Genomic DNA, 24,867 nt, shown 5'->3' with positions numbered 1-24,867 from the left:
GGCGGCGGTCCGAAAACAATCGGCATTTTAAAGCCGCAGGCTCCAGGGTCAAGGTGATAACCTTTCTCATTTAATGGCGGTTGATGTTTTCGGCTATACATCAAGTGACCTTGCGCTTCCGTGCTTCGCCTCACAATTCAGCACGTTTGATGCCTCTGAGCGTAAATTGACGCCATAATCCTGTTTGTTCGCGTTGAACAATGCATTAACATAACCCTACTCAATTTTTTGCATGGTCATATGGATATCCGATGCGTCACCTGGTTGCTCTTTTACCCCTGATCACCCTGCTTGCCGCCTGCAGCAGTACGCCTGAACCCAGCGCCACGGCCGCGCCCCAGAGCACCACGGTGAAGGGCGGCTTTTTGCTGACGCCTGCTCACAGCAACGGCGCGCCGCTGGGCGGGGATTTCGCCTATAACCCGAACGCCGCCCGTTTTATCGATAAAATGGTGCAGGAGCACGGTTTTGATCGCCAGCAGCTGCACGACGTGCTGGCGCAGGCCAGGCGGCTGGACTCGGTGTTGCGGCTGATGGATCGTCAGGCGCCGACGCCGACCACCCAGCCGCCGTCAGGGCCGAACGGATCCTGGCTGCGCTACCGCAACAAGTTCATCACGCCGGATAACGTGCAAAACGGCGTGGCGTTCTGGAACCAATATCAGGACGCGTTGCAGCGCGCCTGGCAGGTATACGGCGTGCCGCCTGAGATCGTCGTCGGCATTATCGGCGTCGAGACCCGCTGGGGCCGCGTGATGGGCAAAACCCGCATTATCGACGCCCTGGCGACCTTGGCCTTCGATTACCCGCGCCGCGCCGACTACTTCGCCGGCGAGCTGGAGACCTTCCTGCTGATGTCGCGCGCCGAAGGGGACGATCCGCTGGAGCTGCGCGGCTCCTTTGCCGGCGCCATGGGCTACGGCCAGTTCATGCCTTCTTCCTTCAAGAGCTACGCGGTTGACTTCAACGGCGACGGCCATATCAACCTGTGGGATCCGGTGGACGCCATCGGCAGCGTCGCCAACTACTTCAAGGCTCATGGCTGGGTCAAGGACGAGCCGGTGGCGGTGCAGGCCAACGGGCAGGCGCCGGGGCTGGAGCACGGCTTCAAGACCCGTTACTCGATCGCCTCTTTGGCGGCGGCCGGCCTCAGCCCGCAGAGCTCGCTGGGCGACAATCAGGAAGCGAGCCTGCTGCGTCTGGATGTCGGCACCGGTTACCAGTACTGGTACGGTCTGCCGAACTTCTACACCATTACCCGCTATAACCACAGCACCCATTATGCGATGGCGGTGTGGCAGCTGGGCGAGACGGTGGGGCGCTCGGCGCGCGGCGGGTTCTGATGCCGAACCGCGCAATGAAAAAGGCCGCTCAAGCGGCCTTTTTTACGTCTTCTATCCTCAGAAATCGTAACGCAGGCGCACCAGCGTCATATCGCCGAGGTTGTCGGTGCTGGACGTCAGCACGTGCTCCAGATCGACGCGGAAACCGTAGTCGAACTGAAAGGTCACGCCGAGGCCGTTATCGATGCGCTGATAGTCGCGGCCGCTGACGTACTCCAGGCGGTCGCCCATAAAGTACGGCATCACGGATTTCACCGCATACTGGCCCACCGGCACGGTGTAGCCGGCCAGATATTCGATGCCCCAGGCGTCGCCGGCGAAGTAGTTGTCGACGTCGGCTTTCTTGGTGGTGAGGAAGTTGTTGTACCAGCCGCCGCCGAAGGTCAGCGTCCAGTTATCCGGTTTCCAGCTGATGGCGGTACCGACGATGTTTTGATCGTAGCTCTTGGCGCCGCTGGTCGACGGATTGCGCATTTCGGCGCGGGTGTAGTTCCAGGCGGTGCCCCAGGTCAGATCCGGCGTCAGGTGATAATCCACCCCCAGCGAACCGCCGCCCTTGCGCTTGTAACGCAGGCCGTTGCCCGGCAGGTATTCGTCATCGCTGAACAGGTAGGAAGCGTAGAGGTCCGCATCGCCGAAGCTGTTTTTGTATTTCAGCATTTTGCGTGAACGGTAGGAGCCGTCGTAGTCGCCGTTGATGCCGTTGCCCGGCGCCTGCGCCAGCATGTCGTAGTCCCAGATATCGGTTTTGGCCCCGACCACGTCGTAGTAAATGCTGTTTTGCTGGCCAAAGGTCAGCTGACCCCAGGTTTTGCTTTTCAGGCCGGTGTACAGCATGCGGCGGCTGGTGTTGTTGGCGCCGTCGGCATAGTGGTGGTCCCAGTCGAACAGCGCGGGAATGTTCACCCCCAGCTCGTAGTAGCCGATCCAGCTGATGCCGTCGAACAGGTAGTAGTCCGCCGCGAAGCGGAAGCGGGTGCCGCCGTCAAAGCCGTTGCGTTTGTAAGAGCCTTTGTCGCCGTCGCCGGTCATGTTATTGAACTGCGGCCGAATGCTGCCGCCGACGGTAAAGTTAAGCCGGCTGAGCGGGTCGCCGGCCTGCGGATCCTGCTTCAGCAGGGTGATCTCCGCCTGGGCGGCGAACGAAGCGCTGCCGACCACCAGTCCCACTGCCACTGCCTGAGTTAATGCGCGCAATTTAATCGGCATGTGTTATCCCTGTTATCGGTTGCCACTGTCATCGGCGCCGCCATGCCGATCTTCCGCGCAAAAAGCCGAGTTTTTGTGCGGTTCAGTGGTTTTTTTGATGTTTTTAAAGCGGAAGGCATGTGTAACACAATCGGCGACACAAAAAGTTACTTTTCTTGCTAATTATTAGTTTTGTTTTTAATCGCCCGCGGCGGGCGCGGGCAGCATCGGGCGCTGACTCTGCGGCGCTATGACTGCGGCAACGGGGCGGCAAGACTCGGATGAATTCATCTAACGCCAAGCATTATATTTTTCACTTGTCAGGGGATCTCGTATGCCGTGTAATTTCATCACCCCGCAGGGAGTTTTATTCCCAAAGGTTAATGCAGTGGTTTAATAATGCCTGGAGGTAAGTTGGTTGTCGGATTTTTCTCATTTCCGCTATTTTTTATTTTATTTCAACAAGAGGGTTGCAGCAAAAATATAAACTATGGATGTTGATATTCACACCTACCAAATAATCTGCGAAAGCCAATTCACCCTCGGCCTGCAAATATCCAAATATGCCTGGGGCCATCCGTTGATAACGCTCAGTGATAACGGCGAGTTTACCGTGGTAAAGAGCACTAAGCGCATGCGCTTGGCCAATCAAATGCCGGTTGAGGTCATCAGCTTTGCTAATAACTATGCTGTGGTCTGGGATAATAACCGCAAGCATATTTATTATTCAAAGGCCGGACGGTTATACAGCTGCGCGCTTGAGTTTTCTTATACCCCCAAGGCAGGGTAATCCTGTCGGGAGAGGGTTACGCGCCTGCGGCCTTCAGGCCAGGGGCGCTATCTTCATCATCCACTCTTTGAAGGCGACGATCTTTGGCCACTGACGTTCGGAAATGGTCGACATAAAGTAACAGTGTTCGCAGGGCAGGATCATGTTATTAAAAGGAATAATCAGCTCGCCGCGGGTTATCCAGTCCTGCACCAGATTGAGCCGCCCCATGGCGACGCCGAGATGGCGGGTTGCCGCCAGCACCGCCAGATCCGAACGGTCGAACTCCATGCTTTTGCTGTCGGTGTCCAAGCCTAAAGCAAAATGCTGCGACCAGGTCTGCCACTCGTCTTCGCCGGAGTTGTATCTGTCGTGCAGCAGGGTGCAGCGCGCCAGGTTTTCCGGCGCGTCGTACAGCTGATGCGCCTTGGCGTATTGCGGGGTGCAGATCGGCACCATCGACTCTTGCATAAAGGCTTCGTCCAAATGCCTGCCGGACGGCAATTTGCCGAAATACATCGCCAAATCAACGCCACGGTTAGCCAGGTTGATGATTTCCTGCCCGGTGAGAATGCTTAAATGAATGGTCGGATGCTGGGCGATAAAATCGCCGAGACGCGGCAGCAGCAAACACTGCACGAGCGAAGGATGCGAGTAAATGGTCAGGGTGCCCGTCAACTCGCGGTTTTTAATATCCAGGATTTCCTGATTCAGGGTATCGAAGGAGCTGCTGAGCGCCCATTGCATTCGCTCGCCTTCCGGCGTGAGCGTAATACGCCGGTGGAAACGCTGGAATAACAGGAAGCCCAGCTGTTTTTCAAGCAGGTTAATTCTATGGCTCACCGCGCTGGGGGTGATAGAAAGCTCTTCCGCCGCCAGGGAAAAAGATAAATGGCGGGCGACGCATTCAAAAGTATGCAGCCGAGAAAACTGATAGCTGGTTAACGGGCTGGCGCGCTGAAAGAGTTTTTTATTGGGGAGCATTGTTTTTATCCATGCGAATAATTTATGGATATTAACATTCCGCCAACAGGAAATAAAAGGCGAATTCGGTTATTTTAATTTATTAAATATAACCGGGGCGAAAAAATTCCGGCTGATTCGGCATTATGGCGGGTGAAATACCGCCCGACGAATTCGCCGGGGCGGTGAAGATGTCGGTAGGGCGCGTTAACGGCGGCGCAGCAGCAGGCCCGCCAGCAAACCGACGCCGGCAATGATGGCTACCGTGGCGATCGGGTTTTTCTTGACCGTATCGTTGATGCAGGTCAGAGCATCGCCGTATTTTTCTTGCAGCGCGCCTGCGACGTAGCGGCCGGCGCCTTCGGCCTGCAGCCGCGGGTCCCCGGTTGCATCGCCAGCCAGTTCCTGCGCCCTGCCGACAACCTTATCCATAACGCCCTGGGCTTTTTCGCTGTTCATCATTTTCTCCTGATGGTCGTTCCGTTTGGCTTCCGCTAGGCGCGGAGGCCCGTATGAGTCCCTCAATGTTAAGGGCGTTATCCGTCGGCCATAAGGTCAGTTTGCATCGGCGCAGCTAGTGCATTTGCAGGCTATTTGCCGTTATTTCGCTGACGCTCACCGGAAAACAGGCCGCGTTCTCTGGCCCAAACGATGGCTTCGCTGCGGCTGTGTACGTCGAGCTTGGAATACACCGTCGCCACATGGTTACGCACGGTATTGAGGGCCAAATTCAGGCGGAGGGCGATCTTCTTGTCCGGCAACCCCTCGCAGATTAACCCCAGCACATCGCGTTCGCGGGCGGTGAGATCGACAAAGGCGACGCCAGACGGGGTGGACTTGTTGAGGCTTTTTACGTTGGCCAGCTTTTCGATCAGGGTTTGGCTGAACCAAGAGGCATCCTGCATCACCTCTTCGATGGCGCTCACCAGCTCCAGCTCCGAGCGTTTGCGTTCGGTAATGTCCATCAGCACCAGCAGGTAGCAGGGGGCGTTGTGAATGCTTACGGCATCGGCCGATACCACGCAGTCGATCACCTCGCCGCCTTTTTTACGCACCTTAAGATCCTGGCTTTCAACGTTGCCGGTCTTTCCCAGCGCGGCAAACAAGCGCCGGCAATCCTCTTGCCCGTCGATGACATCGATCTCCTCGACCGGCTTGCCGATCAGCTCCTCTGCGGCGTATTCGGTGGTTTTTATGAAGGCTTCGTTGACGTCCAGCACCTGCTGATCGCCCGCGGTGCACAGCAACGTGGGCACCGGGCTCAAACGAAAGGCTTTGGCGAACCGTTCCTCGCTTTCACGCAATGCCGACTCGGCTTGGCGCCGGGGCTCCAGATCGGTGAAGGTAAACAGCATGCAGTCGTCTTCATTGAGATCCAGCGGTTGGCCGGCCACCACCACCAGCTTGCTTCCCCCGCCGGGCAGCTTCAGCTCGGCCTCCATCTGCGGGATGGTTGCGCCTTCTCCCAGGCGCTGCACCGCCAGCGCCTTATGCTCGGCCTGCTCCAGCACGTCCACCTCGTAAACCGAGCGGCCCAGGACCTGTTCGCGGCGGTAGCCGGTCATGTCGAGAAACCCCTGATTGACTTTGACGTAGCGCAGGTCACTCAGGCGGCAGATCACCGCCGGCGCCGGATTGGCGTTGAAGGTTTTTTCAAAACGTTGTTCGGCGCTGGCCCACTCGGTGGCGTCGCTCAAGATCAGCGCCAGCAGCTCGGGCTGCCCTTGTTGATCGGCGATAATCAGGCTCCGCAGGCGGTGCACCCAAAGGGTGTCGGATCCTGCGACGGGCCTGACTTCGACCACCAGGTCATCGAACGCCTCGCCGCCGGCGAGCCGGTTAAGCGGATACTGTTCCCGCTCCAGCGAATGATTGTTGCGATAGCGCAGGGCAAAACGCGCCGCGTACTCCCCGGCATTGGCCCCCAACTCCGCCTGATGACTCAGGCCATGCATGCTCAGCGCGGCCTCGTTGGCCCACAGGATGGTCCGGTCGGTATCCGTCAGGATCACGCCGTCGGACAAGCCAGAGATGATCTGCTGCAGGTGGCTGCGGTTGGTTTCGCTGGCAAGAACGGACTGGCTCATGTTTTCTCCGAAGCAGGAAAGGGATCGCGCCGCGCTGCGGCAGGCGAAAGTGAGAGGACGCGCCAGGCAGCATAGTGCGTAATTGATGCATTCGCAGGGTGTGAATGCACCAGTCGTTATGGCGCAAATGAGCCGGGACGGTCAGCGGCGCGCCCGGCAGACTGATCTCGTCAGTGTGGCGGCCTGCCGCATCTGCAACCCTCTTCCAAGGAAATATAAGGAATAACAATGACCACTGTCTATGAATCCAATCGCTTTGCGTTTCACGTTTCATGGGGCTCGATATTGGCCGGGAGCGCCATGGCGCTGGCGACCTATCTGATATTTAGCCTGCTGGGCACGGCTATCGGCGCCGCGGCCGTGGATCCGCTGCAGAAGGGCAACCCCCTGAGCGGTTTCGGCACCGGAGCCGGGGTTTGGCTGATATTTTCGACGCTGCTGTCTCTGGCCGCAGGCGCGTTCGTCGCCGGCGGAACCGCGCCGAGCCGCGGCGGGTTGCACGGCCTGCTGAGCTGGGCGGTCACCACATTGCTGGCCACTTGGCTGGTGATTTCGTTGGCGGGCAGCGTGGTCGGGTTGGCGGGCAGCGCCGTCGGCAAAGGGTTATCCATGGCGGGAGACGGCCTGGCGGCAGCGGCGCCGACGGTAGGCGACGGCGTCAGGCGGCAGCTGGATAAACAAGGCATCAGCCTGGACTGGGGCAACCTGGAAAATCAGTTGGAGAGCGCGCTTCAGCAATCCGGCAAGGCGGAGCTGGATCCGTCCAAACTGGATCAAAAAGCCGATCGGGCCACCGCCGACGGCCGGCAATCGGCGGCCAATGCCGCCACCGACCCGGCCCAGGCGGCTGCGCAGCTCAAGCGGTGGTTCGAACGCGTTAAACAGGCCGGCGAGCCGGCGTTGAGCGCGGCGGATAAGGACGCACTGGCGAACATCGTTGCTGCGCGCACCGGCAAGAGCCGCGCGGAAGCCAGCCGGACCGTCGACAACTACGCCCAGGCCTACCAGCAGGCGGTGCAGAAGGTTGAAAAGCTCAAGGCGCAGGCCGAACAGAAAGCGCGCGAGGCGGCGGATGAGACCGCTAAGCAACTTTCCCGCGCCGCCTGGGGCTCGCTGCTGATGCTGCTGTTGGGCGCCGCGCTGAGCTTCGCCGTGGGCCGGGTTGCCGTGTCAACGCGCCGCGCCGTTGCGGTAAGCTGAGATGAGAAAAAATCTGTCATGCATTTCGTTGAATTATCGGAAGGTAGTGGGGGCTTCTGCGCCCGTGCTCGTGATTGATTTCTGCAACGAAAAGAACGAACGCTATACGTTGCGCTACAACCTGCCGCCGGATACCCCGGAGCGCACCGAGCGGCGCGTGTCCTTGTTGCTGTATCTGCTGCGCAAGCAACGGCCCGGCGATATTGACGAGGCACCGCCGCCGATAGGCGCCTAGCCGGCAACGATGAAAAAGCCCAGGCTATGTCAGGTGGGCTTTTTGCTTTTCGGCGTAGTGAGCGGGATTCACGGCTTAAATTGAGTCATCACTGAAAAAATAAACGAATATTGTTTTATATTTTTAAAATAAATCCTGGCAGGCAACGGCTGGGTCAGGGAACGCAAAGAGAAGATATAATTTAAAATCTATTAACACCTACAGCGAAAGAATGTTCTCATGTCCCCATCAATGACGTGTTATTCATATAAGTAAGAGGGTTTTAAATGCAGGGTATTTATTATCCTTGTTGAGTCAATCCAGGGATGACGTTGTGCTCCGGATATGTGAAACTATGGCAGAAGAAGTATGCCCATGGATGCGGGTGTCAATGTGAAGGGAGGCAAGGCAATGCGGTTGATTTATTTTACATCTGAAGATCTGGAGCCTGAGCTATTTGCTCGGATACTCAAGCCTACGGATGCTCGTTATGAGCTGGAGCGGCACTATCTGTTTGGTGGCTCATCTTTGTTATCCATATCGGAAAGACATAACATCACTCGCAATGTGCAAACTGGGATTGGTGTCTCTAGCTATCAGGAAAACACGAATATGAAGCGAGGGGTCTTCGATGAGATCAACCGGGGTAGTCTCCTTGCCATTGAACGCGGCTGGGGAAGCTGGAGCCCTGCCAAATATCTATTCTTTATTAACGGTGATGGGTTGTTACAGCTTTATTCTGGTAACCACCTGCCAGCGCAATACCCCGTAAAGCGTATCATCGAGCGTTATGAGGATATGGTCAGGAAGTATGCCGTCAGGGCCAGGCCCACGGCGATGCCGCCAAGGCAGAACACGACCGGCAAACCTTCTCTCCCTCAAGCGATCGCGACAACGGTTGCATCGGCAGCAGCGGTAGTAAGAGAAGCCCTCCGCCCCATGACCAAGCAACAACGCTGGCAGGCGAGAAAATATCTGATCGGTCGAGGCGAACGCAGCCGATACCCGGATGCCCGGATAGCCGCACAGCGCTTGGCTCAAAACAATGTGGCCGTAGAAAAGGCTAAACTGGCTCAGAATATCTACCGCACCACGAATCCATTGTCTGCGACACCTGGTGTACCGGAAGGGTGGATGGATATGAGTAATGATAAGGATTATCTGAACTCCTTAGGTATAAAACCTGACATGTTATACGACGGTGAAACCCACCCTGATTTTTTAGCGAGGGTTTACGTCCCTAATAAAACAGTATTTGGTAATGATATGAACCCGACTATTGTTTTTAGAGGTTCAAGGATGCCAGAACTGCCTAATGGTAAGCTGAATGCGGCAAAGAAAATAATTATTGATAATAAGCTTCCGAAGATAAACAACTTAGAGGACTGGGCTAATAACTTTAATCAAGGAAGAGGCGCCGATTCTGATTACTATAAAAAATCTGTGGCTTTAGGCAAAGAGCTAAGAAAAGGCTCAGAGAAAGTGGATATATCAGGCCATTCTCTAGGAGGAGGCCTAGCCTCCGCGGCATCGATTGCGAGTGGAAAACCGGGATGGACATTTAATGCAGCCGGTTTGAATTCCGGTACAGTGGAAAAATATGGCGGCTCCCTCGTCGGTAGTGAGGATATTATCAGTGCTTATCGGGTCGATGGCGAGGTTTTAACGAAGCTACAAGAAATCAATCTCAAGCAAGATTTTATTGATGTGAACGGCAATCTTGCATTACTTGCTGTAAAAGAGAAAATATCGTCAGGTTTGCCAGATGCTGCTGGAATAAAACATACTCTCGAAGGCGGAGTAGGCAGCATGAACGACAGACACAGTATACAGCAAGCGATAGACTGTATCGAACAAGAAAAAGATGATGATATCGCAACTATCAGCCATAGGATATAAAAAAACGATGAAAGCAATAACGAAACTGATAGCCGGACTAATCATAACTGCTGGTTTAGTGCTAATAATGGGATGCAAGGAGAAAAAAATGGGCCTACCACCGGAGGGGTATTTTAAAGGTCAACAACTGACCTTGGCGCAAGCGATTAGCAAAGGGAATATTGATGACGTTAAACGTCTTGCAAAAGCAGCAGACCTGAACAGTCCGGGTCAACATGACATGACATTGCTGTTTTTTTCCTTGGCAACATCAACCGATGGCGATGCGACGCCAGAGCGGCTTCAGATCGCGACTGAACTAGTGAAGGCAGGGGCAGATCCTCTCCAGGCGCGTCCGAATGGAGGCGCAAGCCCAGCAGAATGGATGGCAAAATTAGACAGTGGGGTTTGGTTAAAAGCATTGCTTGAGGGCGGATTATCACCTGATGCTGAAGATAAAGTATGGGGTGAGCCTATTATTTTTCAAACATCAAAGGCTAATAACTCAGAAACATTAAAAGTCTTGGTCGATAACGGAGTGAATTTAGAGTTAAAAGACTCATTGGGACAAACTGTTTTAATGGAAGCGTTTATCTATTCTTCATTTCCGCAAGTCAAATTCCTGATAGAAAAAGGAGCGAATCCAAACCCTAAAGATGCCAAAGGAAACTCGCTGGCTGAAATAGTAAACCGAGAGATACATGATAGCAAAAAGGGTAGTGAATATAATAAAGAGTGCTTAGAGATAAAGAAAATGATGATAGCCCATGGTGTCGTGTGGCCATAGGTATGAGCAATGACGTTAACCAGGCGGAAGTGAACGGGCTAACTCATAACGTCTCGGGTGGGGAGTGGGTTTTGATAGCTATGAATAGACGGCAAAATGGTGTCCCCGACTGGAATCGAACCAGTAACTAGCCCTTAGGAGGGGCTTGTTATATCCGTTTAACTACGGGGACCCTACGGGCCGGCAACCGAAGCTGCCGGAGCAGTATACCTTTTTTTACCCGCAGAATAAGCGCTTAGCGGTTCGTTTGCTCATTCCCTCGCCAATCTGCGGCGAAATTCGTCCGCGGCGGCGGCCGTCAGGGCTTTTTCTGCTCGCCGAGCGGTTTTTCCTTCCGCAGCCGAGCCTGCTTATTTTTGGCGCTCAAATCGTTGCGGATCTGCGCATGGCTGATCAGCGCAAAGATGAAGGTGCCGCCAATGATGTTGCCCGCCAGCGTCGGGATGGCGAACGGGTAGAAAAAGTCCCGCCACGGGATCACGCCGTTGAACACCAGATAAAGGATCTCGACCGATCCGACCACGATATGCGTCAGATCGCAGATCGCCACCAGATAGGTCATCAGCACGATCACCCAGATTTTAGCCGCGCCGGCGGAAGGGAACATCCACACCATGGTGGCAATGATCCAGCCGGCCAGAATGCCGTTGGCGAACATCTCTGACGGCGAGTTCCGCATCACCTCCTGCCCCAGGCTGACGAAGGCGCTGCGGGTATCGTCGTCGAAAATCGGCATATGGATAAAGGCCAGCGAAGCCAGCCCGGTGCCGATCAGGTTGCCGCTCAGCACCACGCCCCACAGGCGGAACAGGATCAGGACGTTGCGCGGCGTCGGTTTGTGCATGATCGGCAGCACCGCGGTAACGGTGTTTTCGGTAAACAGCTGCTGGCGCGCCATGATCACGATGATAAAGCCGAAGGTGTAGCCGATGTTCTCGATAAAAAAGCGGCTGGGGTCGTCCGGCAGCCGGGCGTGAAAAATGCCTTTGGCCATCAGCGAAGCGCCCATCGACAGCCCGGCGGCCACCGCCGACCACAGCAGCGCCTGCCAGTCGCGCTCCAGCTCTTTTTCGCCCTCCATGCGGATCAGCTCGTGCACCGCCGCCGCGCGCGAGGGCAGGTTCTCCTCCTTGACTTCAATCTCGCTTTTGCCTTGTTCCTGCTCTTTGCTTTCAACCTGCATCTTCTCTTCGCCTGAATCATTCGGGCGTGTTTCTGCGTCGCTCATGATGTCTTTCCTTCATCAAAGGGGGCGGCCATGCATTAAGCGTAGATGCCCAGGCGACGGGTGGCGAAAATGCGGCGAAATGCAGAAAAAAGTAACAAGAGTTAAACTTCGGCGGTTTTTTCCGCGCATTCTTGATCCTGCGCGCCATATTGCCCCTCCGGAGCACGGGCGGCGGGCTGCGTGCGGCGCGAGGCTTATGCTATGATTCGCTATCCCAAAGAAAAATATGAGTTCCCTGATGCTGGAAGCCAGAGGTCTGAGTTGCGTGCGCGATGAGCGCACCCTGTTTAGCGAGCTAAGCTTTTCGGTGCATCCGGGCGAGATCATTCAGGTGGAAGGCCCGAACGGCGCGGGCAAGACCAGCCTGTTGCGCATTTTGGCCGGCCTGGCGCGGCCGGATGCCGGCGAGGTGCTGTGGCGCGGGCGCAATACGCTGCGCGACCGCGCAGCCTATCACCAGGAACTGTTGTTCCTCGGCCATCAGCCGGGGATCAAAACCCTGTTGACTCCCTTCGAAAATCTGCAGTTTTATCAGGCGGTACGCAGCGCGCCCGAGAGCCGAGCCATCTGGCGGGCGCTGGAGCAGGTGGGGCTGGTGGGCTATGAGGATTTGCCGGTGGCGCAGCTGTCGGCCGGGCAGCAGCGGCGCGTGGCGCTGGCGAGGCTGTGGCTCAGCGACAGCCCGCTGTGGATCCTGGATGAACCGCTGACGGCGATCGATAAACAGGGCGTGGCTGAATTAATTAGCCTTTTTGAGCAACATGCGCGCCAGGGCGGCATGGTATTGTTGACCACGCATCAGGATTTGACCGGCGTGAGCCAAACGGTGGGTAAAATCCGCCTGGCGGACCAGCACGCGGAGAACGCTTAATGTTTTTGACCATACTGCGCCGCGAGCTGAAGATGGCCTTTCGCAAAGGGGCGGAGATTGTAAACCCGCTGTGGTTTTTCCTGATTGTGATCACGCTGTTCCCGCTGGGCGTCGGCCCCGAGCCGCAGCTGCTGGCGCGCATTGCGCCGGGAATTATTTGGGTGGCGGCGCTGTTGGCTTCGCTGCTGTCGCTGGAGCGGCTGTTCCGCGATGACTATCTCGACGGCTCGCTGGAGCAGCTGTTATTGCTGCCGACGCCGCTGCCGATGACGGTATTGGGCAAAGTGTGTGCTCACTGGGTAGTGACGGGGCTGCCGCTGCTGATCCTGTCGCCGCTGGTGGCGCTGCTGCTGTCGCTGGATATGCATACCTGGCTGGCGGTGGCCGGCACGCTGTTGCTGGGCACGCCGACGCTGAGCCTGATCGGCGCCATCGGCGTGGCGCTGACCGTCGGGCTGCGCAAGGGCGGGGTGCTGCTCAGCCTGCTGGTGCTGCCGCTGTATATTCCGGTGCTGATTTTCGCCACCGGCGCCATCGACGCCGCATCCATGGGCATGCCGATCGACGGCTACCTGGCGATTTTGGGGGCGATGTTGGCCGGCAGCGTGACGCTGGCGCCTTTCGCCACCGCGGCGGCGCTGAGGGTGAGCGTGCACTAGCTAACTGATTGAATTGACCTGCGGGGTTATAACGCCGGCAATTTCGTCGCTCCGGCAACAGGGGGGCGGCTGACGAATAAAATTTACCGTGAGCAATGACAACAATGTGGAAATGGTTACATCAACTGGCTCGGCCTGAACGGCTGTATCACGTCTGCGGCCGCTTTATCCCCTGGCTGGGCCTGGCGGGCGCCGCCTGCCTGCTGCTCGGCTGGGCGTGGGGCTTTGGCTTTGCGCCGAAGGATTACCAGCAGGGCGACAGCTTCCGCATCATCTATATTCACGTGCCGGCGGCCATGTGGTCGATGGGCATCTACGCCTCGATGGCGGTGGCGGCGTTTATCGGCCTGGTGTGGCAGATGAAAATGTCCGATACGGTGGTGGCGGCGATGGCGCCGATCGGCGCCGTGTTCACCTTTATCGCGCTGGTCACCGGCTCGGCCTGGGGCAAGCCGATGTGGGGCACCTGGTGGGTGTGGGACGCGCGCCTGACCTCCGAACTGGTGCTGCTGTTCCTGTATATGGGCATCATCGCGCTGTACAACGCCTTTGAGGACCGCCGCCTGGCGGGGCGCGCCGCCGGCATTCTGGTGCTGGTGGGGGTGGTGAACATTCCGATCATTCATTTCTCGGTCGAATGGTGGAATACCCTCCATCAGGGGTCGACCAACATGCAACAGAGCATTGCCCCCAGCATGCGCACCCCGCTGCGTTGGGCCATCCTCGGCTATCTGCTGTTCTTCGTCACGCTCACCCTGATGCGCCTGCGCAATTTGATCCTGATCCAGGAGCGTCAGCGCCCGTGGGTCGCCGGCCTGGTCGATAAGGAGCGCCAATCATGAATGCCGCCTTTACCTCCTGGCAGGCGTTTTTCGCCATGGGCGGCTACGCCTTCTACGTTTGGCTGGCGGTGGCCGTTACGCTGATCTCGCTGCTGGGGCTGGTGGCGCACACCCTGTGGCAGCGCAGGCAGCTGTTGAATGAGATCGGCCGCCGTCAGGCGCGCGAACGGCGCATCCGCCATGCGCAGCAGTCAAAACAAAAATCCGCCGCATCGCGGGAGAAAGCATTGTGAATCCACGTCGTAAAAGCCGCCTGTATCTGGCGATTGTTGTGCTGATTGGCGTCGCGTTGACCGCCACGCTGATGCTGTATGCGCTGCGCTCCAACATCGATCTGTTTTATACCCCGGGCGAAATCCTGCAGGGCAAGGGCGAAGATCGCGAAAAGCCCGAGGTGGGCCAACGCCTGCGCATCGGCGGCATGGTGATGCCCGGTTCGGTGAAGCGTGATCCGAACACGCTGCAGGTCAGCTTCAAGATCTATGATGCGCGCGGCGCCATCGGCGTTACCTACACCGGCATTCTGCCGGACCTGTTCCGTGAAGGGCAGGGCGTGGTGGCGCAGGGGGTGTTGGGCGAAGGCAACGTGGTCAATGCGCGCGAAGTGCTGGCCAAGCACGATGAAAAATACACCCCGCCGGAAGTGGCCGATGCGATGAAAGAAAATCATAAGGGACCGGCGGAGGCTTATGCCGCGCCGCAGGACGGGGGCAGCAAATCATGATGCCGGAAATGGGCAGTTTTCTGCTGTGCCTGGCGCTGGCGATCGCGCTGCTGCTGAGCATTTATCCGCAGTGGGGCGCGGCGCGTCAGGATCGGCGCATGATGGCGGTGGCCCGGCCGCTGACCTACGGCATGTTCGCCGCCATCGCGCTGGCGTTCATCTGCCTGGTGCACGCCTTCGTGGTCAATGATTTTACCCTGGCCTACGTGGCCGCCAACTCCAATACCCGGCTGCCGGTCTATTACCGCATCGCCGCCACCTGGGGAGCGCATGAAGGCTCGCTGCTGCTGTGGGTGCTGTTGCTGAGCTGCTGGTCGCTGGCGGTGGCGCTGTGCAGCCGCAGCATGCCGCAGGATGCGGTGGCGCGCGTGCTCTCGGTGATGGGCATGATCACCGCGGGTTTCCTGCTGTTTATCATCATGACTTCCAACCCCTTCACCCGTACCCTGCCGAACTTCCCGATCGACGGCAGCGATCTCAACCCGCTGCTGCAGGACATCGGCCTGATTTTCCACCCGCCGCTGCTGTATATGGGGTACGTCGGTTTCTCGGTGGCCTTCGCCTTCGCCATCGCCTCGCTGATGGCCGGCCGGCTCGACACCGCCTGGGCGCGCTGGTCGCGTCCCTGGACCACCGCGGCCTGGGTGTTCCTCACCCTGGGCATCGTGCTGGGGTCGGCCTGGGCTTATTACGAACTGGGCTGGGGCGGCTGGTGGTTCTGGGATCCGGTGGAAAACGCCTCCTTTATGCCCTGGCTGGCCGGCACGGCGTTGATCCACTCGCTGGCGGTCACTGAAAAACGCGGCACCTTCAAGGCCTGGACGGTGCTGCTGGCGATCACCGCCTTCTCGCTGTGCCTGCTGGGGACTTTCCTGGTGCGGTCCGGCGTGCTGGTGTCGGTGCACTCTTTCGCCTCGGATCCGGCGCGCGGCATGTTTATCCTCGCTTATCTGGTGATGGTGATCGGCGGCTCGCTGCTGCTGTACGCCATCAAGGGCGGCCAGGTGCGCAGCCGGGTGCAGCACGAAACCTTCTCGCGCGAGACCTTCCTGCTGGGCAACAACGTGCTGTTGATTGCCGCCATGCTGGTGGTGCTGCTGGGCACGCTGCTGCCGCTGGTGCATAAACAGCTGGGGCTGGGCAGCATCTCAATCGGCGAGCCGTTCTTCAATACCATGTTCACCTGGCTGATGGCGCCGCTGGCGCTGCTGTTGGGTATCGGCCCGCTGGTGCGCTGGCGCCGCGATGAGCCGACCAAGCTGTGGCGCCGACTCGGCGCGGCGCTGGTTGTCACCCTGGCGCTGTCGATTTTGCTGCCGTGGCTGCTGCAGGACAGCATCGTCGGCATGACGGTGGTGGGCCTGATCATGGCGGTGTGGGTGATCCTGCTGACGCTGATGGAGCTGCACGAGCGCGCCACGCATCGCCACGGTTTCTGGCGCGGCCTGGCGCACCTGTCCCGCAGCCATTGGGGCATGGTGCTCGGTCATCTCGGCGTGGCGGTGACGGTGATCGGCATCGCCTTCAGCCAAAACTACAGCGTCGAGCGCGACGTGCGCATGAAGGCCGGCGACAGCGTGGATATCCACAATTACCGCTTCGTGTTCCGTGACGTGCACGACATCCGCGGCCCGAACTACAGCGGCGGCGTCGGCATTATCGACGTCACGCGCAACGGCAAGCCGGAAGCGACGCTGCACGCCGAGAAACGCTACTACAGCGTGGCGCGCAGCATGATGACCGAAGCGGCGATCGACGGCGGCTTCAGCCGCGATCTGTATGCGGCGCTGGGCGAAGAGCTGGACGACGGCTCTTGGGCGGTGCGGCTGTACTACAAACCTTTCGTGCGCTGGATCTGGTTCGGCGGCGTATTTATGGCAATCGGCGGCATCCTGTGCATTCTCGATCCGCGCTATCGCATGAGCAAAAAACTCAAGCGTGAAGGCAAGCTGGAGGCACAATCATGAAGCGTAAGCTGCTGTTTATTCCCTTAATCTTGTTCCTGCTGCTGGTGGCGGCCTTTATGGTGCAGCTGACGCGCAACGCCGGCGGCGAGGATCCGACCCAGCTGGAATCGGCGTTGATCGGCAAACCGGTGCCGACCTTCAAGCTGGAATCGCTGGATCAGCCGGGCAAAACCTACGATCAGGCGGTGCTGCGCAACGGCAAGCCGATGCTGCTCAACGTCTGGGCGACCTGGTGCCCGACCTGCCGCGCCGAACATCAATATCTCAATACCCTGGCGGCGCGCGGCATCCGCGTGGTGGGGCTCAATTACAAGGATGACCGCAGCAAGGCGGTGACCTGGCTGAACTCGCTGGGCAATCCTTATGCGCTCAGCCTGTACGACGGCGACGGCATGCTGGGGCTGGATCTCGGGGTGTACGGCGCGCCGGAAACCTTTCTGATCGACGGGCAGGGGGTGATCCGCTATCGCCACGCCGGCGATATGAACGAGCGCGTCTGGCAGCAGGAAGTGCTGCCGCTGTACAGGAAGTACGGGGGTGAGGCATGAGGCTGGTCGCCCTGATGTTCGCCGCGCTGCTGAGCTGGAGCGCCGCGGCGGCGATCGACACCTATAAGTTCAATTCGGTGGAGCAGGAGCAGCAGTATCGCGAGCTGACCGAACAGCTGCGCTGCCCGAAATGCCAGAACAACAGCATTGCCGATTCCAACGCCATCATCGCCGCCGACATGCGCACCAAGGTGTACGAGCTGATGATGCAGGGGCAAAGCAAGCCGCAGATCATCGATTACATGGTGGCGCGCTACGGCAACTTCGTCACCTATGAACCGCCGGTAACGCCGGCGACGCTGATTTTGTGGCTTGGCCCGCTGCTGTTCGTGCTGATCGGCGGCGCGGTGGTGATATTGCGCACCCGAAGCCGCGGCGCCGCGGCGGACGATGAATTCTCCGTACAGGAACAACAGCGCCTGGCTGCGCTGCTGAAAGAGACCGACAGGAAGAAACCCTAATGGCTTTTTGGCTGACTATTATTGCGCTGCTGGTTGGCGCCGCCGCGCTGCTGGTGGTTCCGGCGATGCGCCACGGCAAGCAAAACGCCGCCGCCAGCCGCGACGCGCTGAACAAGGCGTTTTATCAGGATCGCCTCAGCGAGCTGGAGCAGGATGAACAGCAGGGGGTGATCGCCGAGCGTCCTGAATTGGTGAAGGAGCTGCAGCAAAACCTGCTGAACGATATTCCCGGCCAGCAGGAAGCGCAGGCGAAACCGATCAATCGCTGGGCGCTGGTGCCGGGCGTGTTGCTGCTGCTGGTGGTGACCCTGGGTTTTTATCTGAAAACCGGCGGGCTGGCGCAGGTGATGGAATGGCGCCAGGTGCAGGCGCAAATGCCGGCGCTGCGTGAACGCGTCGCCAACGAACGCGCCAGGCCGCTCGGCATGGAAGAGATCGCGCGTCTTGGGCTGGGCCTGCGCACCGCGCTGCAGCAGGACAGCCGCAACGTCAACGACTGGATGATGCTGGGCCGCGTCGGCATGGCGCTCAACAACGCCACCACCGCCACCCAGGCGTTTGCCCATGCATATCAACTGGATCCGAATAATCTGGAAGTGCGGTTGGGTTATGCCGAGGTCTTGACGCGATCCAACGATCCGGAGGATAACAAGCAGGCTGCGCAAATGTTGCGCCGGATGATCGCCGAAGATCACGGCAACCCGCGCGTGCTGAGCCTGTTGGCGTTCAACGCCTTCGAACGGGGCGATTTTAAACAGGCCATCGGCGCCTGGCAGGTGATGCTGAAATTGCTGCCGGCCGGGGATCCGCGCGCCGAGGTGATCCAACGCAGCATCGCGCAAGCAAAAGCACAGGCTGGCGAAGAAACTGTTAAACTGGGTGTTAATGTGACGTTAGCGCCGGAGGCGTCTAACGCCTTGCCGCAGCAGGGCACGCTGGTCATTTCGGTGACCGATGGCGTCAGCCCGGTGCCGGTAGCGGTGAAACAACTGCCGCTCAGCCGTTTTCCGCTGTCTTTTTCTCTGGATGACAGCAATGCCATGATGCCTGAGCGCCTGCTTTCGGCTCAGCATCGGGTGAAGGTGCGGGTGCGAATTTCTCGCGACGGTATGGCCACGCCACGGGCGGGCGACTGGTTTGGCGAGAGCGCGCTGCAGAACTTCAGCGGCAAAGAGCAGGTTAGCGTTCAAATAAACAAGCAGGTTCCCTGAAAAAAGACCGAACGTGTTTTTATGGAGAAAAATATGAACTTTCGCCTGACTGGGCTGGCTTTCGCAACGGTATTATTGGTGGGCTGTGCCAGCGCGCCAGACAATGAACCACAAGGGCGATCCGATCCTCTGGAAGGGTTTAACCGGACGATGTTCGACTTCAACTACAACGTCCTGGATCCCTACGTCTTGCGCCCGGTGGCGGTGGCCTGGCGCGACTATGTGCCGATGCCGGCGCGTAACGGCCTGAGCAACTTCACCTCCAACCTGGAAGAGCCGGCCAGCATGGTCAACGCCTTCCTGAAGGGCGATCCGTACCGCGGGATGATCCACTTCAACCGCTTCTTCCTGAACACCCTGTTGGGGATGGGCGGCCTGATCGACGTGGCCGGCATGGCCAACCCGAAGCTGGCGCGTGAAGAACCGAACCGTTTCGGCAGCACCCTGGGGCATTATGACGTCGGCTACGGCCCGTACGTGATGCTGCCGGGCTACGGCAGCTTCACCCTGCGCGACGAGGGCGGCGACTGGGCGGATACGCTGTATCCGATGCTCAGCTACCTGACCTTCTGGATGTCGGCGGGCAAGTGGGTGGTCGAGGGCATTGAAACCCGCGCCCAGCTGCTGGATTCCGACGGCCTGCTGCGCAATTCTTCCGATCCTTACATCATGGTGCGCGAAGCCTACTTCCAGCGTCATGACTTCATCGCCAACGGCGGTTCGCTGAAGCCGGAAGAGAACCCGAACGCCAAGGCGATCCAGGGCGATCTCGACGAGATCGACTCGGCGCAATAAGCCCCGCCATACCGCGCGCGATAAAAATGCCGGTCGGGTAAACCGACCGGCATTTTTTATTTTCCGAACTCCCGTCCTCCTTCAGCACCTCTGTCAAATTCGTGATCCCGACTGCGATTCTTTAACATCGGTTGGCCTTTTCTTTAAATTTAAAACATTGTTTTATTAAATTGGATGGTTGATCGGCGCATTCTTCATTTTGGCGCCAGTCTTCGCCGCCGGGTGGCAAAGAAACCAAGGTTTTTTGACCGCCGCAAACCTACTTTTACCGAAAGCTTTCTGCAATGCACCGGACTACGACACCCGACGCCATCAGGAGGGGAGCAATGAAAACGCGTAAAATAGGTTTACTCAACTACCTTGCCTATGGCTCGGGGGATTTTCTCGGCGCGGGCACCACGGCGCTGACCGCCGCCTGGTTGCTGTACTTCTACACCACCTTTTGCGGCCTGAGCCCGATCGAGGCGACCTCCATTTTTGCGCTGGCCAGGCTATTGGATGCGCTGATCAGCCCGCTGATGGGCTACCTGACCGACAACTTCGGCGCCACCCGCCTCGGCAGGCTGTTTGGCCGCCGCAAATTTTTCATTCTGCTCGGCATTCCGATGGTGTTCAGCTATAGCCTGATGTGGGTGGGCGACATGGGTTACGGCTACTATCTGCTGACTTACCTGCTGTTCGACGTGGTCTACACCATGGTGCTGGTGCCGTATGAAACCCTGGTGCCGGAGATGACCGACGACTTCAAACAGAAAACCAAGTTTTCCGGCGCGCGCATTTCCATGGCGCAGCTTTCCGCGATCCTGGCGGCTTTTTTGCCGGGCGCTTTGCTGGGGTATTTCGGCAAGGACAATGCGGTGTCCTTTTTCTATGCCAGCCTGGTGTTCTCGGTGCTGTGCGCGCTGGTGCTGACGCTGGTGCATCGCTTCACCTGGGAGCGCGCGCCGGGGCCGGAGAGCCAGGTCGAACGCCGGCGGCTGACGCTGGGCCAAAGCCTCAGCCGTCTGTGCGTCGAACTGTCTTCCACCCTGCGGGTGCGGATTTTTCGCCAGCACCTGGGCATGTATCTCGGCGGTTACATCGCCCAGGACGTCTTCAACGCGGTGTTCACCTACTACGTGGTGTTCGTGCTGATGCAGAGCGCCGCGGTGGCTTCCACGCTGATGGGCTGGATGGCCGTGATGCAGTTCGTGGCGGTGATCGGCATGATCCCGCTGTGCATTCGCTTTGGGCCGGCGCCGTCGTACCGGCTGGTGGTGACGCTGTTCGGGCTGAGCGCGCTTTCCTACGGCGGGCTGTATTACGCCGGGCTGAATGACGCGTTCTCGCTGTTGCTGTTGATCTCCGCACTGGCCGGGCTGGGGCGCGGCGGCATCAACTATGTGCCGTGGAATATCTATACCTACATCGCCGATGTGGATGAGGCGATCACCGGCCAACGGCGCGAAGGGATCTTCGCCGGCATCATGACCCTGACGCGCAAGGCCTCGCAGGCTGGCGCGGTGATTCTGGTCGGCCTGACGATGCAATTTTCCGGCTTTGTTTCCGGCCGCGGCGAACAGCCGCCGGCGGTGAGCCATACCATTTTGCTGATCCTGTGCCTGGGCACGGTGGCGGTGTTGTGCGTAGGGTTCTTTATTTCGCTGCGCTTTAAATTGAACCTCGCCACCCACGGCGTTTTGCGGGCGGAAACCGCCAAGATGCGCGCGGCGCGCGGCATCGTGCCGGAAAAAATCTTGCCGCAGGCGCGGGCGACCGTCGAGCTGCTGACGGGAATGCCCTACGAGTGCCTGTGGGGCAATAACAACATTGGCTACGCCAATCGCCATAAGCCCGCCGCGCCGCCGCTGCCGCGGGAAATCGACGGCAGAAAGCAGATGATCCTCTGAACCTCAGACCTGAAGCGCGAACAATCAAGGAGTCTCCGATGGTGGTATACCCCGTTAAGCACAGCCCGCTGCTGCGCCAACCCGAACGTTTCATCTCCCGCGAACAGCTGCAGCGGCGCATCGCCGATCTGGTGGATAACCTGGTCAACATCACCGATGACAGCGGCGAGTTTCTCTTGCGGCTGGACGACGGCAGGGTGATCGACACCAAGGGCTGGGCCGGCTGGGAATGGACGCATGGCATCGGCCTGTACGGCATTTATCAGCAGTACCGGCAGACCGGCGACGCCGGGCTGCGGGCGATCGTCGATGACTGGTTCAGCGCGCGCCTGGCGGAGGGCACGCCGACCAAAAACGTCAACACCGTCTGTCCGTTTCTGACGCTGGCCTATCGCTATGAGGAAACCGGGGACCCGCGCTGGTTGCCCTATCTGGAGAGCTGGGCCGAATGGGTGATGCACGACATGCCGCGCACCCAGGACGGCGGCATCCAGCACGTGACGCTGGCGGAAGAGAATCACCAGCAGCTGTGGGACGACACGCTGATGATGAGCGTGCTGCCGCTGGCGAAAATCGGCCGCCTGCTGAACCGTCCCGCGTATCTGGAAGAGGCCAAATACCAGTTTCTGGTGCATGCGCAGCATTTGCAGGATCGGGAGAGCGGGCTGTGGTTCCACGGCTGGACCTTCGAGGAGCGGCACAATTTCGCCAGGGCGCGCTGGGCGCGCGGCAACAGTTGGCTGACCATGGTGATCCCCGAACTGCTCGAGCTGCTGGATCTGCCCGAGCGCGACGCCACGCGGCGCTTCATGCAGCAGTTGCTGGCAAACCAGGCGGCGGCGTTGGCGCGCTGCCAGGATGACAGCGGGTTATGGCACACCTTGCTGGACGATCCGCATTCTTATCTGGAGGCTTCGGCGACGGCCGGATTCGCCTATGGCATTCTCAAGGCGGTGCGCAAGCGTTACCTCGGCGGCGAGTATGCGGCGATGGCGGAGCGGGCGGTACGGGGGGTGATTGAACGCATTACGCCGCAGGGGGAGTTGACCGACGTGTCTTTCGGCACCGCCATGGGGCGCGAGCTGGCGTATTATCGCCAGATCCCGCTGACCTCGATGCCTTACGGCCAGGCGATGGCGATCCTGTGTCTGGTAGAGTATTCGCGCATTTACTTATGACACCGTCAATAAAAAAGCGCCCCTGGGGGCGCTTTGGCTTGCCGTTCGATACCGCTCAGAAGCGGTAGTTGAAGTTGGCGCCGTACAGCCAGGCCTTGCCTTCGGACTCGAAGGTGTACGGGCCTTCCTTGACGGTGACTTTCTGGCCGTGCATGTAAGAAATGCCCACGTCAACCGATGCGTCCTTGTTGAACGCGTAGGTGGTACCGGCGCTCAGCCACAGGCGGTCCTGATCCGGAATGGAGATGGAGCGGTTTTGAGCCGGCACCGGGCTGTCGTCGAAGGCGATACCGGTGCGGAAGGTCCAGTTATCGTCATAGAAGTAGGTGGTGCCCAGCGCGATGCGGTAAGCGTCCTTGAAGCCTTCGTGCTTCTCAAACAGCGTCTGGCCGTTGCTGCCGGTGGCCTTCAGCTCCTGGAACTGGCTCCAGCTGGTGTAGGCCAGGCTGTAGTGGATAGCCCACTGCGGCGCCACCTTGTTGTAACCGGACAGTTCCCACATTTCCGGCAGGTTCAGGGTCAGAGAACCCGGAATAGTGCTGCCGTTGGTGCCCCATGGCAGGCCCGTTTTTCCTTGCAGCGGGTTCAAAGCTGAGGGAATGCTGCTCTTATAATCGCCGTCGAAGTCGATTTTCACTTCGGAACGGTAGGTGAAGCCGTAGCGGTTGTTTTCATCCACTTCGTACAGGATGCCGGCGTTCCAGCCGTAGCCCCATTCGTCACCTTTCAGATGCGAGATCTGGGTATCGGCCGGCATGCCGAGCGCTGCGCCGCTTTCACCGGCATAGCGTTCAAGTTTGGCTTTAGCGTAAACCGCGTCAAAGCCCAGACCGAAGCTGAAGTGCTGGTTCAGGCGGTAGGCGCCGCTCAGGTTCAGGTTCACGGTGGTCAGATCGGTTTTACCGCCGTAAGCGCCTGCGGTATAACCGTCGTTGAATTCAGTGGCCAGGCCATAGTTGCTGGTGACCGAGCCGCCAACCGCGAACTGGTCGTTAATCGGATGCACATAATGCAGGTTCGGCACCCAGGCCACCGGGGCGATGTTCTTGGAATTCAGGCTGGCGCCGGAGGGGGATTTGCCGGTGATGTCCACGTCCGGATCGATAAATACCGCGCCGATCGAGAATTCGGGGCGGGTGTACATCATCAATAGGGCCGGGTTGCGGCTGGCGGATGCCGCGGTGTCTGCGATGGCGCCTTCGCCAGAATACGAACGTCCTAAGCCAGCTGATGAAAACTCATTCAGCTGGAATCCTGCGGCAGACACGTTTGAAGAAATAATTGCCACTGCAGCTGCGAGAGCTGATTTAGTAAATAGGTTTTTCTGGCTCATGACCAAAACCTCATTATGTGTTTATTATTTAAACTATTGTTACACGTGGTAACAAGGAGCGCGGGATTGTAGGGTCCGTTATCATTCAGACAAATCAGACCAGTGGCTGAATTATAGGTCCGACCTGTGAATATGTTGCAACTTTGTTTTTGAAATATTTCCAATCTGATATCAAAAAAGAGATCTGCTTAACAAAAAGCCAACGGTAAATAACAAAATTCTTACCATTGCTTAGCAGACGCCGATTTTTATTTGTGATTTCCATCACTTAAAACACCTATAAAAAGTAAGTGCTAGTGATTGATTGCGCGGCGGAGTAAAATACCCGCAGAATTTTGTGGCTTTATGCCGGTCAGTCAATGGCAGTTCGGGCCCGTTTGCCAGTGGCCCCTGAGGAGAACCAACCATGTCAGATGCAATTAATAAATGCAGCGCCCAGGAAACCGCAGCTTGCTGCTGCGTGGATGTCGGCACCGTGATGGACAACACCGATTGCACCGCGTCCTACAGCCAGGTGTTTGGCAATCAACAGGATGCGCAGGCCATGCTGGCCGCGCTGACGGCCAAGGCGCGCGCGGTGGAATCCGACCCTTGCGACATCAGCAGCAGCATTAAACCGGTTGACGGCGGCGTACGGCTGGCGGCCGATTTTACCTTCGCCTGCCAGGCGGAAACGCTGATTTTCCAGCTCGGTTTGCGTTAACCCTACCTTGCACTGCGGCGCGCTATTCA

Annotated in this window: 25 protein-coding genes and 1 tRNA gene; 19 read left to right on the top strand and 7 right to left on the bottom strand. The window is 58.4% G+C overall.

Going from position 1 to position 24,867, the window contains the following annotated elements:
* The first annotated feature begins 251 nt into the window (after positions 1-251).
* Positions 252-1,343, top strand: a complete 1,092-nt coding sequence (mltB, locus tag CKW09_RS17625; RefSeq protein WP_061795713.1) for a lytic murein transglycosylase B — start codon at positions 252-254, stop codon at positions 1,341-1,343.
* Between the two features lie 57 nt (positions 1,344-1,400).
* Here mltB and CKW09_RS17620 read toward each other — a convergent pair whose 3' ends face one another.
* The gene (locus CKW09_RS17620) at positions 1,401-2,552 is read right to left on the bottom strand and encodes a porin (protein WP_095098597.1); all 1,152 of its coding nucleotides are present in this window, start codon (positions 2,550-2,552) and stop codon (positions 1,401-1,403) included.
* Between the two features lie 469 nt (positions 2,553-3,021).
* Between CKW09_RS17620 and CKW09_RS17615 the strand changes: the two genes are divergently transcribed.
* Positions 3,022-3,321, top strand: coding sequence for a hypothetical protein (locus tag CKW09_RS17615; protein ID WP_061795715.1), 300 nt, complete (start codon positions 3,022-3,024; stop codon positions 3,319-3,321).
* Between the two features lie 33 nt (positions 3,322-3,354).
* Here CKW09_RS17615 and dsdC read toward each other — a convergent pair whose 3' ends face one another.
* From dsdC to CKW09_RS17600, 3 genes are all read right to left on the bottom strand, one after another.
* Positions 3,355-4,284 (bottom strand): DNA-binding transcriptional regulator DsdC, encoded by a 930-nt coding sequence (gene dsdC, locus CKW09_RS17610; RefSeq protein WP_061795716.1) that lies wholly within the window; start codon positions 4,282-4,284, stop codon positions 3,355-3,357.
* Between the two features lie 186 nt (positions 4,285-4,470).
* The gene (locus tag CKW09_RS17605) at positions 4,471-4,725 is read right to left on the bottom strand and encodes a CsbD family protein (protein ID WP_231922079.1); all 255 of its coding nucleotides are present in this window, start codon (positions 4,723-4,725) and stop codon (positions 4,471-4,473) included.
* Positions 4,726-4,853: 128 nt separating this feature from the next.
* Positions 4,854-6,350, bottom strand: a complete 1,497-nt coding sequence (locus CKW09_RS17600; RefSeq protein ID WP_061795718.1) for a helix-turn-helix transcriptional regulator — start codon at positions 6,348-6,350, stop codon at positions 4,854-4,856.
* A gap of 228 nt (positions 6,351-6,578) precedes the next feature.
* On the opposite strand from CKW09_RS17600, the gene CKW09_RS17595 reads away from it, so the two are divergent.
* The 4 genes from CKW09_RS17595 to CKW09_RS17580 all read left to right on the top strand — a co-directional run bounded on the left by CKW09_RS17595 (position 6,579) and on the right by CKW09_RS17580 (position 10,429).
* Positions 6,579-7,550, top strand: a complete 972-nt coding sequence (locus tag CKW09_RS17595) for a hypothetical protein (protein WP_095098594.1) — start codon at positions 6,579-6,581, stop codon at positions 7,548-7,550.
* Positions 7,551-7,614: 64 nt separating this feature from the next.
* The gene (locus CKW09_RS17590; RefSeq protein WP_231922077.1) at positions 7,615-7,785 is read left to right on the top strand and encodes a hypothetical protein; all 171 of its coding nucleotides are present in this window, start codon (positions 7,615-7,617) and stop codon (positions 7,783-7,785) included.
* A 354-nt stretch (positions 7,786-8,139) separates the two neighbouring features.
* The gene (locus CKW09_RS17585; protein ID WP_231922075.1) at positions 8,140-9,663 is read left to right on the top strand and encodes a phospholipase; all 1,524 of its coding nucleotides are present in this window, start codon (positions 8,140-8,142) and stop codon (positions 9,661-9,663) included.
* Positions 9,629-10,429 carry an ankyrin repeat domain-containing protein gene (locus tag CKW09_RS17580; protein WP_231922074.1) on the top strand — a complete coding sequence of 267 codons (801 nt, stop codon included), beginning with the start codon at positions 9,629-9,631 and terminating at the stop codon, positions 10,427-10,429. The genes CKW09_RS17585 and CKW09_RS17580 overlap by 35 nt, the downstream gene beginning before the upstream one ends.
* 97 nt (positions 10,430-10,526) lie before the next feature.
* On the opposite strand, the gene CKW09_RS17575 is transcribed toward CKW09_RS17580, so the two are convergent.
* A tRNA-Arg gene (locus CKW09_RS17575) sits at positions 10,527-10,601 on the bottom strand.
* A 126-nt stretch (positions 10,602-10,727) separates the two neighbouring features.
* The gene (locus CKW09_RS17570) at positions 10,728-11,657 is read right to left on the bottom strand and encodes a formate/nitrite transporter family protein (RefSeq protein WP_061795722.1); all 930 of its coding nucleotides are present in this window, start codon (positions 11,655-11,657) and stop codon (positions 10,728-10,730) included.
* 238 nt (positions 11,658-11,895) lie between these two features.
* Here CKW09_RS17570 and ccmA point away from each other — a divergent pair, with 238 nt between their 5' ends.
* The 12 genes from ccmA (at position 11,896) to bglB (ending at position 22,802) form a co-directional block, all read left to right on the top strand.
* On the top strand, positions 11,896-12,528 hold the full coding sequence (ccmA, locus tag CKW09_RS17565) for a cytochrome c biogenesis heme-transporting ATPase CcmA (protein WP_061795723.1): 633 nt from the start codon (positions 11,896-11,898) through the stop codon (positions 12,526-12,528).
* The gene (gene ccmB / locus CKW09_RS17560; protein WP_095098591.1) at positions 12,528-13,187 is read left to right on the top strand and encodes a heme exporter protein CcmB; all 660 of its coding nucleotides are present in this window, start codon (positions 12,528-12,530) and stop codon (positions 13,185-13,187) included. Before ccmA ends, ccmB begins: the two co-directional genes overlap by 1 nt.
* A gap of 104 nt (positions 13,188-13,291) precedes the next feature.
* Positions 13,292-14,029: a heme ABC transporter permease gene (locus CKW09_RS17555; RefSeq protein ID WP_061795725.1), complete on the top strand. Its 738-nt coding sequence runs from the start codon at positions 13,292-13,294 to the stop codon at positions 14,027-14,029.
* On the top strand, positions 14,026-14,262 hold the full coding sequence (ccmD, locus tag CKW09_RS17550) for a heme exporter protein CcmD (RefSeq protein ID WP_061795726.1): 237 nt from the start codon (positions 14,026-14,028) through the stop codon (positions 14,260-14,262). Before CKW09_RS17555 ends, ccmD begins: the two co-directional genes overlap by 4 nt.
* Positions 14,259-14,753, top strand: coding sequence for a cytochrome c maturation protein CcmE (gene ccmE / locus CKW09_RS17545; RefSeq protein ID WP_061795727.1), 495 nt, complete (start codon positions 14,259-14,261; stop codon positions 14,751-14,753). Before ccmD ends, ccmE begins: the two co-directional genes overlap by 4 nt.
* On the top strand, positions 14,750-16,720 hold the full coding sequence (locus tag CKW09_RS17540; RefSeq protein ID WP_061795728.1) for a heme lyase CcmF/NrfE family subunit: 1,971 nt from the start codon (positions 14,750-14,752) through the stop codon (positions 16,718-16,720). The genes ccmE and CKW09_RS17540 overlap by 4 nt, the downstream gene beginning before the upstream one ends.
* A complete protein-coding gene (locus CKW09_RS17535; RefSeq protein WP_061795729.1) occupies positions 16,717-17,268 on the top strand; it encodes a DsbE family thiol:disulfide interchange protein in 552 nt (183 codons plus the stop codon). Before CKW09_RS17540 ends, CKW09_RS17535 begins: the two co-directional genes overlap by 4 nt.
* Positions 17,265-17,729 carry a cytochrome c-type biogenesis protein gene (locus tag CKW09_RS17530; RefSeq protein WP_061795730.1) on the top strand — a complete coding sequence of 155 codons (465 nt, stop codon included), beginning with the start codon at positions 17,265-17,267 and terminating at the stop codon, positions 17,727-17,729. The genes CKW09_RS17535 and CKW09_RS17530 overlap by 4 nt, the downstream gene beginning before the upstream one ends.
* Positions 17,729-18,940, top strand: coding sequence for a c-type cytochrome biogenesis protein CcmI (gene ccmI / locus CKW09_RS17525; RefSeq protein ID WP_061795731.1), 1,212 nt, complete (start codon positions 17,729-17,731; stop codon positions 18,938-18,940). The genes CKW09_RS17530 and ccmI overlap by 1 nt, the downstream gene beginning before the upstream one ends.
* Positions 18,941-18,973: 33 nt before the next feature.
* A complete protein-coding gene (gene mlaA / locus CKW09_RS17520) occupies positions 18,974-19,735 on the top strand; it encodes a phospholipid-binding lipoprotein MlaA (protein WP_061795732.1) in 762 nt (253 codons plus the stop codon).
* A 326-nt stretch (positions 19,736-20,061) separates the two neighbouring features.
* Positions 20,062-21,624, top strand: coding sequence for an MFS transporter (locus CKW09_RS17515; RefSeq protein WP_095098588.1), 1,563 nt, complete (start codon positions 20,062-20,064; stop codon positions 21,622-21,624).
* Between the two features lie 38 nt (positions 21,625-21,662).
* On the top strand, positions 21,663-22,802 hold the full coding sequence (gene bglB / locus CKW09_RS17510) for a beta-galactosidase BglB (RefSeq protein ID WP_061795734.1): 1,140 nt from the start codon (positions 21,663-21,665) through the stop codon (positions 22,800-22,802).
* A 55-nt stretch (positions 22,803-22,857) separates the two neighbouring features.
* Here the strand turns inward: bglB and fadL are convergent, their stop codons facing one another.
* The gene (gene fadL / locus CKW09_RS17505; RefSeq protein WP_095098585.1) at positions 22,858-24,135 is read right to left on the bottom strand and encodes a long-chain fatty acid transporter FadL; all 1,278 of its coding nucleotides are present in this window, start codon (positions 24,133-24,135) and stop codon (positions 22,858-22,860) included.
* Between the two features lie 406 nt (positions 24,136-24,541).
* Between fadL and CKW09_RS17500 the strand changes: the two genes are divergently transcribed.
* The gene (locus CKW09_RS17500) at positions 24,542-24,838 is read left to right on the top strand and encodes a YfcZ/YiiS family protein (protein ID WP_073970247.1); all 297 of its coding nucleotides are present in this window, start codon (positions 24,542-24,544) and stop codon (positions 24,836-24,838) included.
* Positions 24,839-24,867: the final 29 nt, after the last annotated feature.

The organism is Serratia ficaria (assembly GCF_900187015.1).
Taxonomy (GTDB): domain Bacteria; phylum Pseudomonadota; class Gammaproteobacteria; order Enterobacterales; family Enterobacteriaceae; genus Serratia; species Serratia ficaria.
This window is presented reverse-complemented; position numbering and strand designations above follow the sequence as displayed.

What these genes read in the sequence shown, in the direction of transcription:
- mltB (WP_061795713.1), top strand. Translation starts at nt 252, where the DNA reads ATGCGTCACCTGGTTGCTCTTTTACCCCTGATCACCCTGCTTGCCGCC.
- CKW09_RS17570 (WP_061795722.1), bottom strand. Translation starts at nt 11,657, where the DNA reads ATGAGCGACGCAGAAACACGCCCGAATGATTCAGGCGAAGAGAAGATG.
- CKW09_RS17540 (WP_061795728.1), top strand. Translation starts at nt 14,750, where the DNA reads ATGATGCCGGAAATGGGCAGTTTTCTGCTGTGCCTGGCGCTGGCGATC.
- ccmA (WP_061795723.1), top strand. Translation starts at nt 11,896, where the DNA reads ATGCTGGAAGCCAGAGGTCTGAGTTGCGTGCGCGATGAGCGCACCCTG.
- CKW09_RS17515 (WP_095098588.1), top strand. Translation starts at nt 20,062, where the DNA reads ATGAAAACGCGTAAAATAGGTTTACTCAACTACCTTGCCTATGGCTCG.
- CKW09_RS17620 (WP_095098597.1), bottom strand. Translation starts at nt 2,552, where the DNA reads ATGCCGATTAAATTGCGCGCATTAACTCAGGCAGTGGCAGTGGGACTG.
- ccmB (WP_095098591.1), top strand. Translation starts at nt 12,528, where the DNA reads ATGTTTTTGACCATACTGCGCCGCGAGCTGAAGATGGCCTTTCGCAAA.
- CKW09_RS17530 (WP_061795730.1), top strand. Translation starts at nt 17,265, where the DNA reads ATGAGGCTGGTCGCCCTGATGTTCGCCGCGCTGCTGAGCTGGAGCGCC.
- CKW09_RS17615 (WP_061795715.1), top strand. Translation starts at nt 3,022, where the DNA reads ATGGATGTTGATATTCACACCTACCAAATAATCTGCGAAAGCCAATTC.
- mlaA (WP_061795732.1), top strand. Translation starts at nt 18,974, where the DNA reads ATGAACTTTCGCCTGACTGGGCTGGCTTTCGCAACGGTATTATTGGTG.
- ccmI (WP_061795731.1), top strand. Translation starts at nt 17,729, where the DNA reads ATGGCTTTTTGGCTGACTATTATTGCGCTGCTGGTTGGCGCCGCCGCG.
- CKW09_RS17600 (WP_061795718.1), bottom strand. Translation starts at nt 6,350, where the DNA reads ATGAGCCAGTCCGTTCTTGCCAGCGAAACCAACCGCAGCCACCTGCAG.
- CKW09_RS17555 (WP_061795725.1), top strand. Translation starts at nt 13,292, where the DNA reads ATGTGGAAATGGTTACATCAACTGGCTCGGCCTGAACGGCTGTATCAC.
- CKW09_RS17500 (WP_073970247.1), top strand. Translation starts at nt 24,542, where the DNA reads ATGTCAGATGCAATTAATAAATGCAGCGCCCAGGAAACCGCAGCTTGC.
- dsdC (WP_061795716.1), bottom strand. Translation starts at nt 4,284, where the DNA reads ATGCTCCCCAATAAAAAACTCTTTCAGCGCGCCAGCCCGTTAACCAGC.
- ccmD (WP_061795726.1), top strand. Translation starts at nt 14,026, where the DNA reads ATGAATGCCGCCTTTACCTCCTGGCAGGCGTTTTTCGCCATGGGCGGC.
- CKW09_RS17585 (WP_231922075.1), top strand. Translation starts at nt 8,140, where the DNA reads ATGGATGCGGGTGTCAATGTGAAGGGAGGCAAGGCAATGCGGTTGATT.
- CKW09_RS17595 (WP_095098594.1), top strand. Translation starts at nt 6,579, where the DNA reads ATGACCACTGTCTATGAATCCAATCGCTTTGCGTTTCACGTTTCATGG.
- fadL (WP_095098585.1), bottom strand. Translation starts at nt 24,135, where the DNA reads ATGAGCCAGAAAAACCTATTTACTAAATCAGCTCTCGCAGCTGCAGTG.
- CKW09_RS17580 (WP_231922074.1), top strand. Translation starts at nt 9,629, where the DNA reads ATGATGATATCGCAACTATCAGCCATAGGATATAAAAAAACGATGAAA.
- bglB (WP_061795734.1), top strand. Translation starts at nt 21,663, where the DNA reads ATGGTGGTATACCCCGTTAAGCACAGCCCGCTGCTGCGCCAACCCGAA.
- CKW09_RS17605 (WP_231922079.1), bottom strand. Translation starts at nt 4,725, where the DNA reads ATGATGAACAGCGAAAAAGCCCAGGGCGTTATGGATAAGGTTGTCGGC.
- CKW09_RS17535 (WP_061795729.1), top strand. Translation starts at nt 16,717, where the DNA reads ATGAAGCGTAAGCTGCTGTTTATTCCCTTAATCTTGTTCCTGCTGCTG.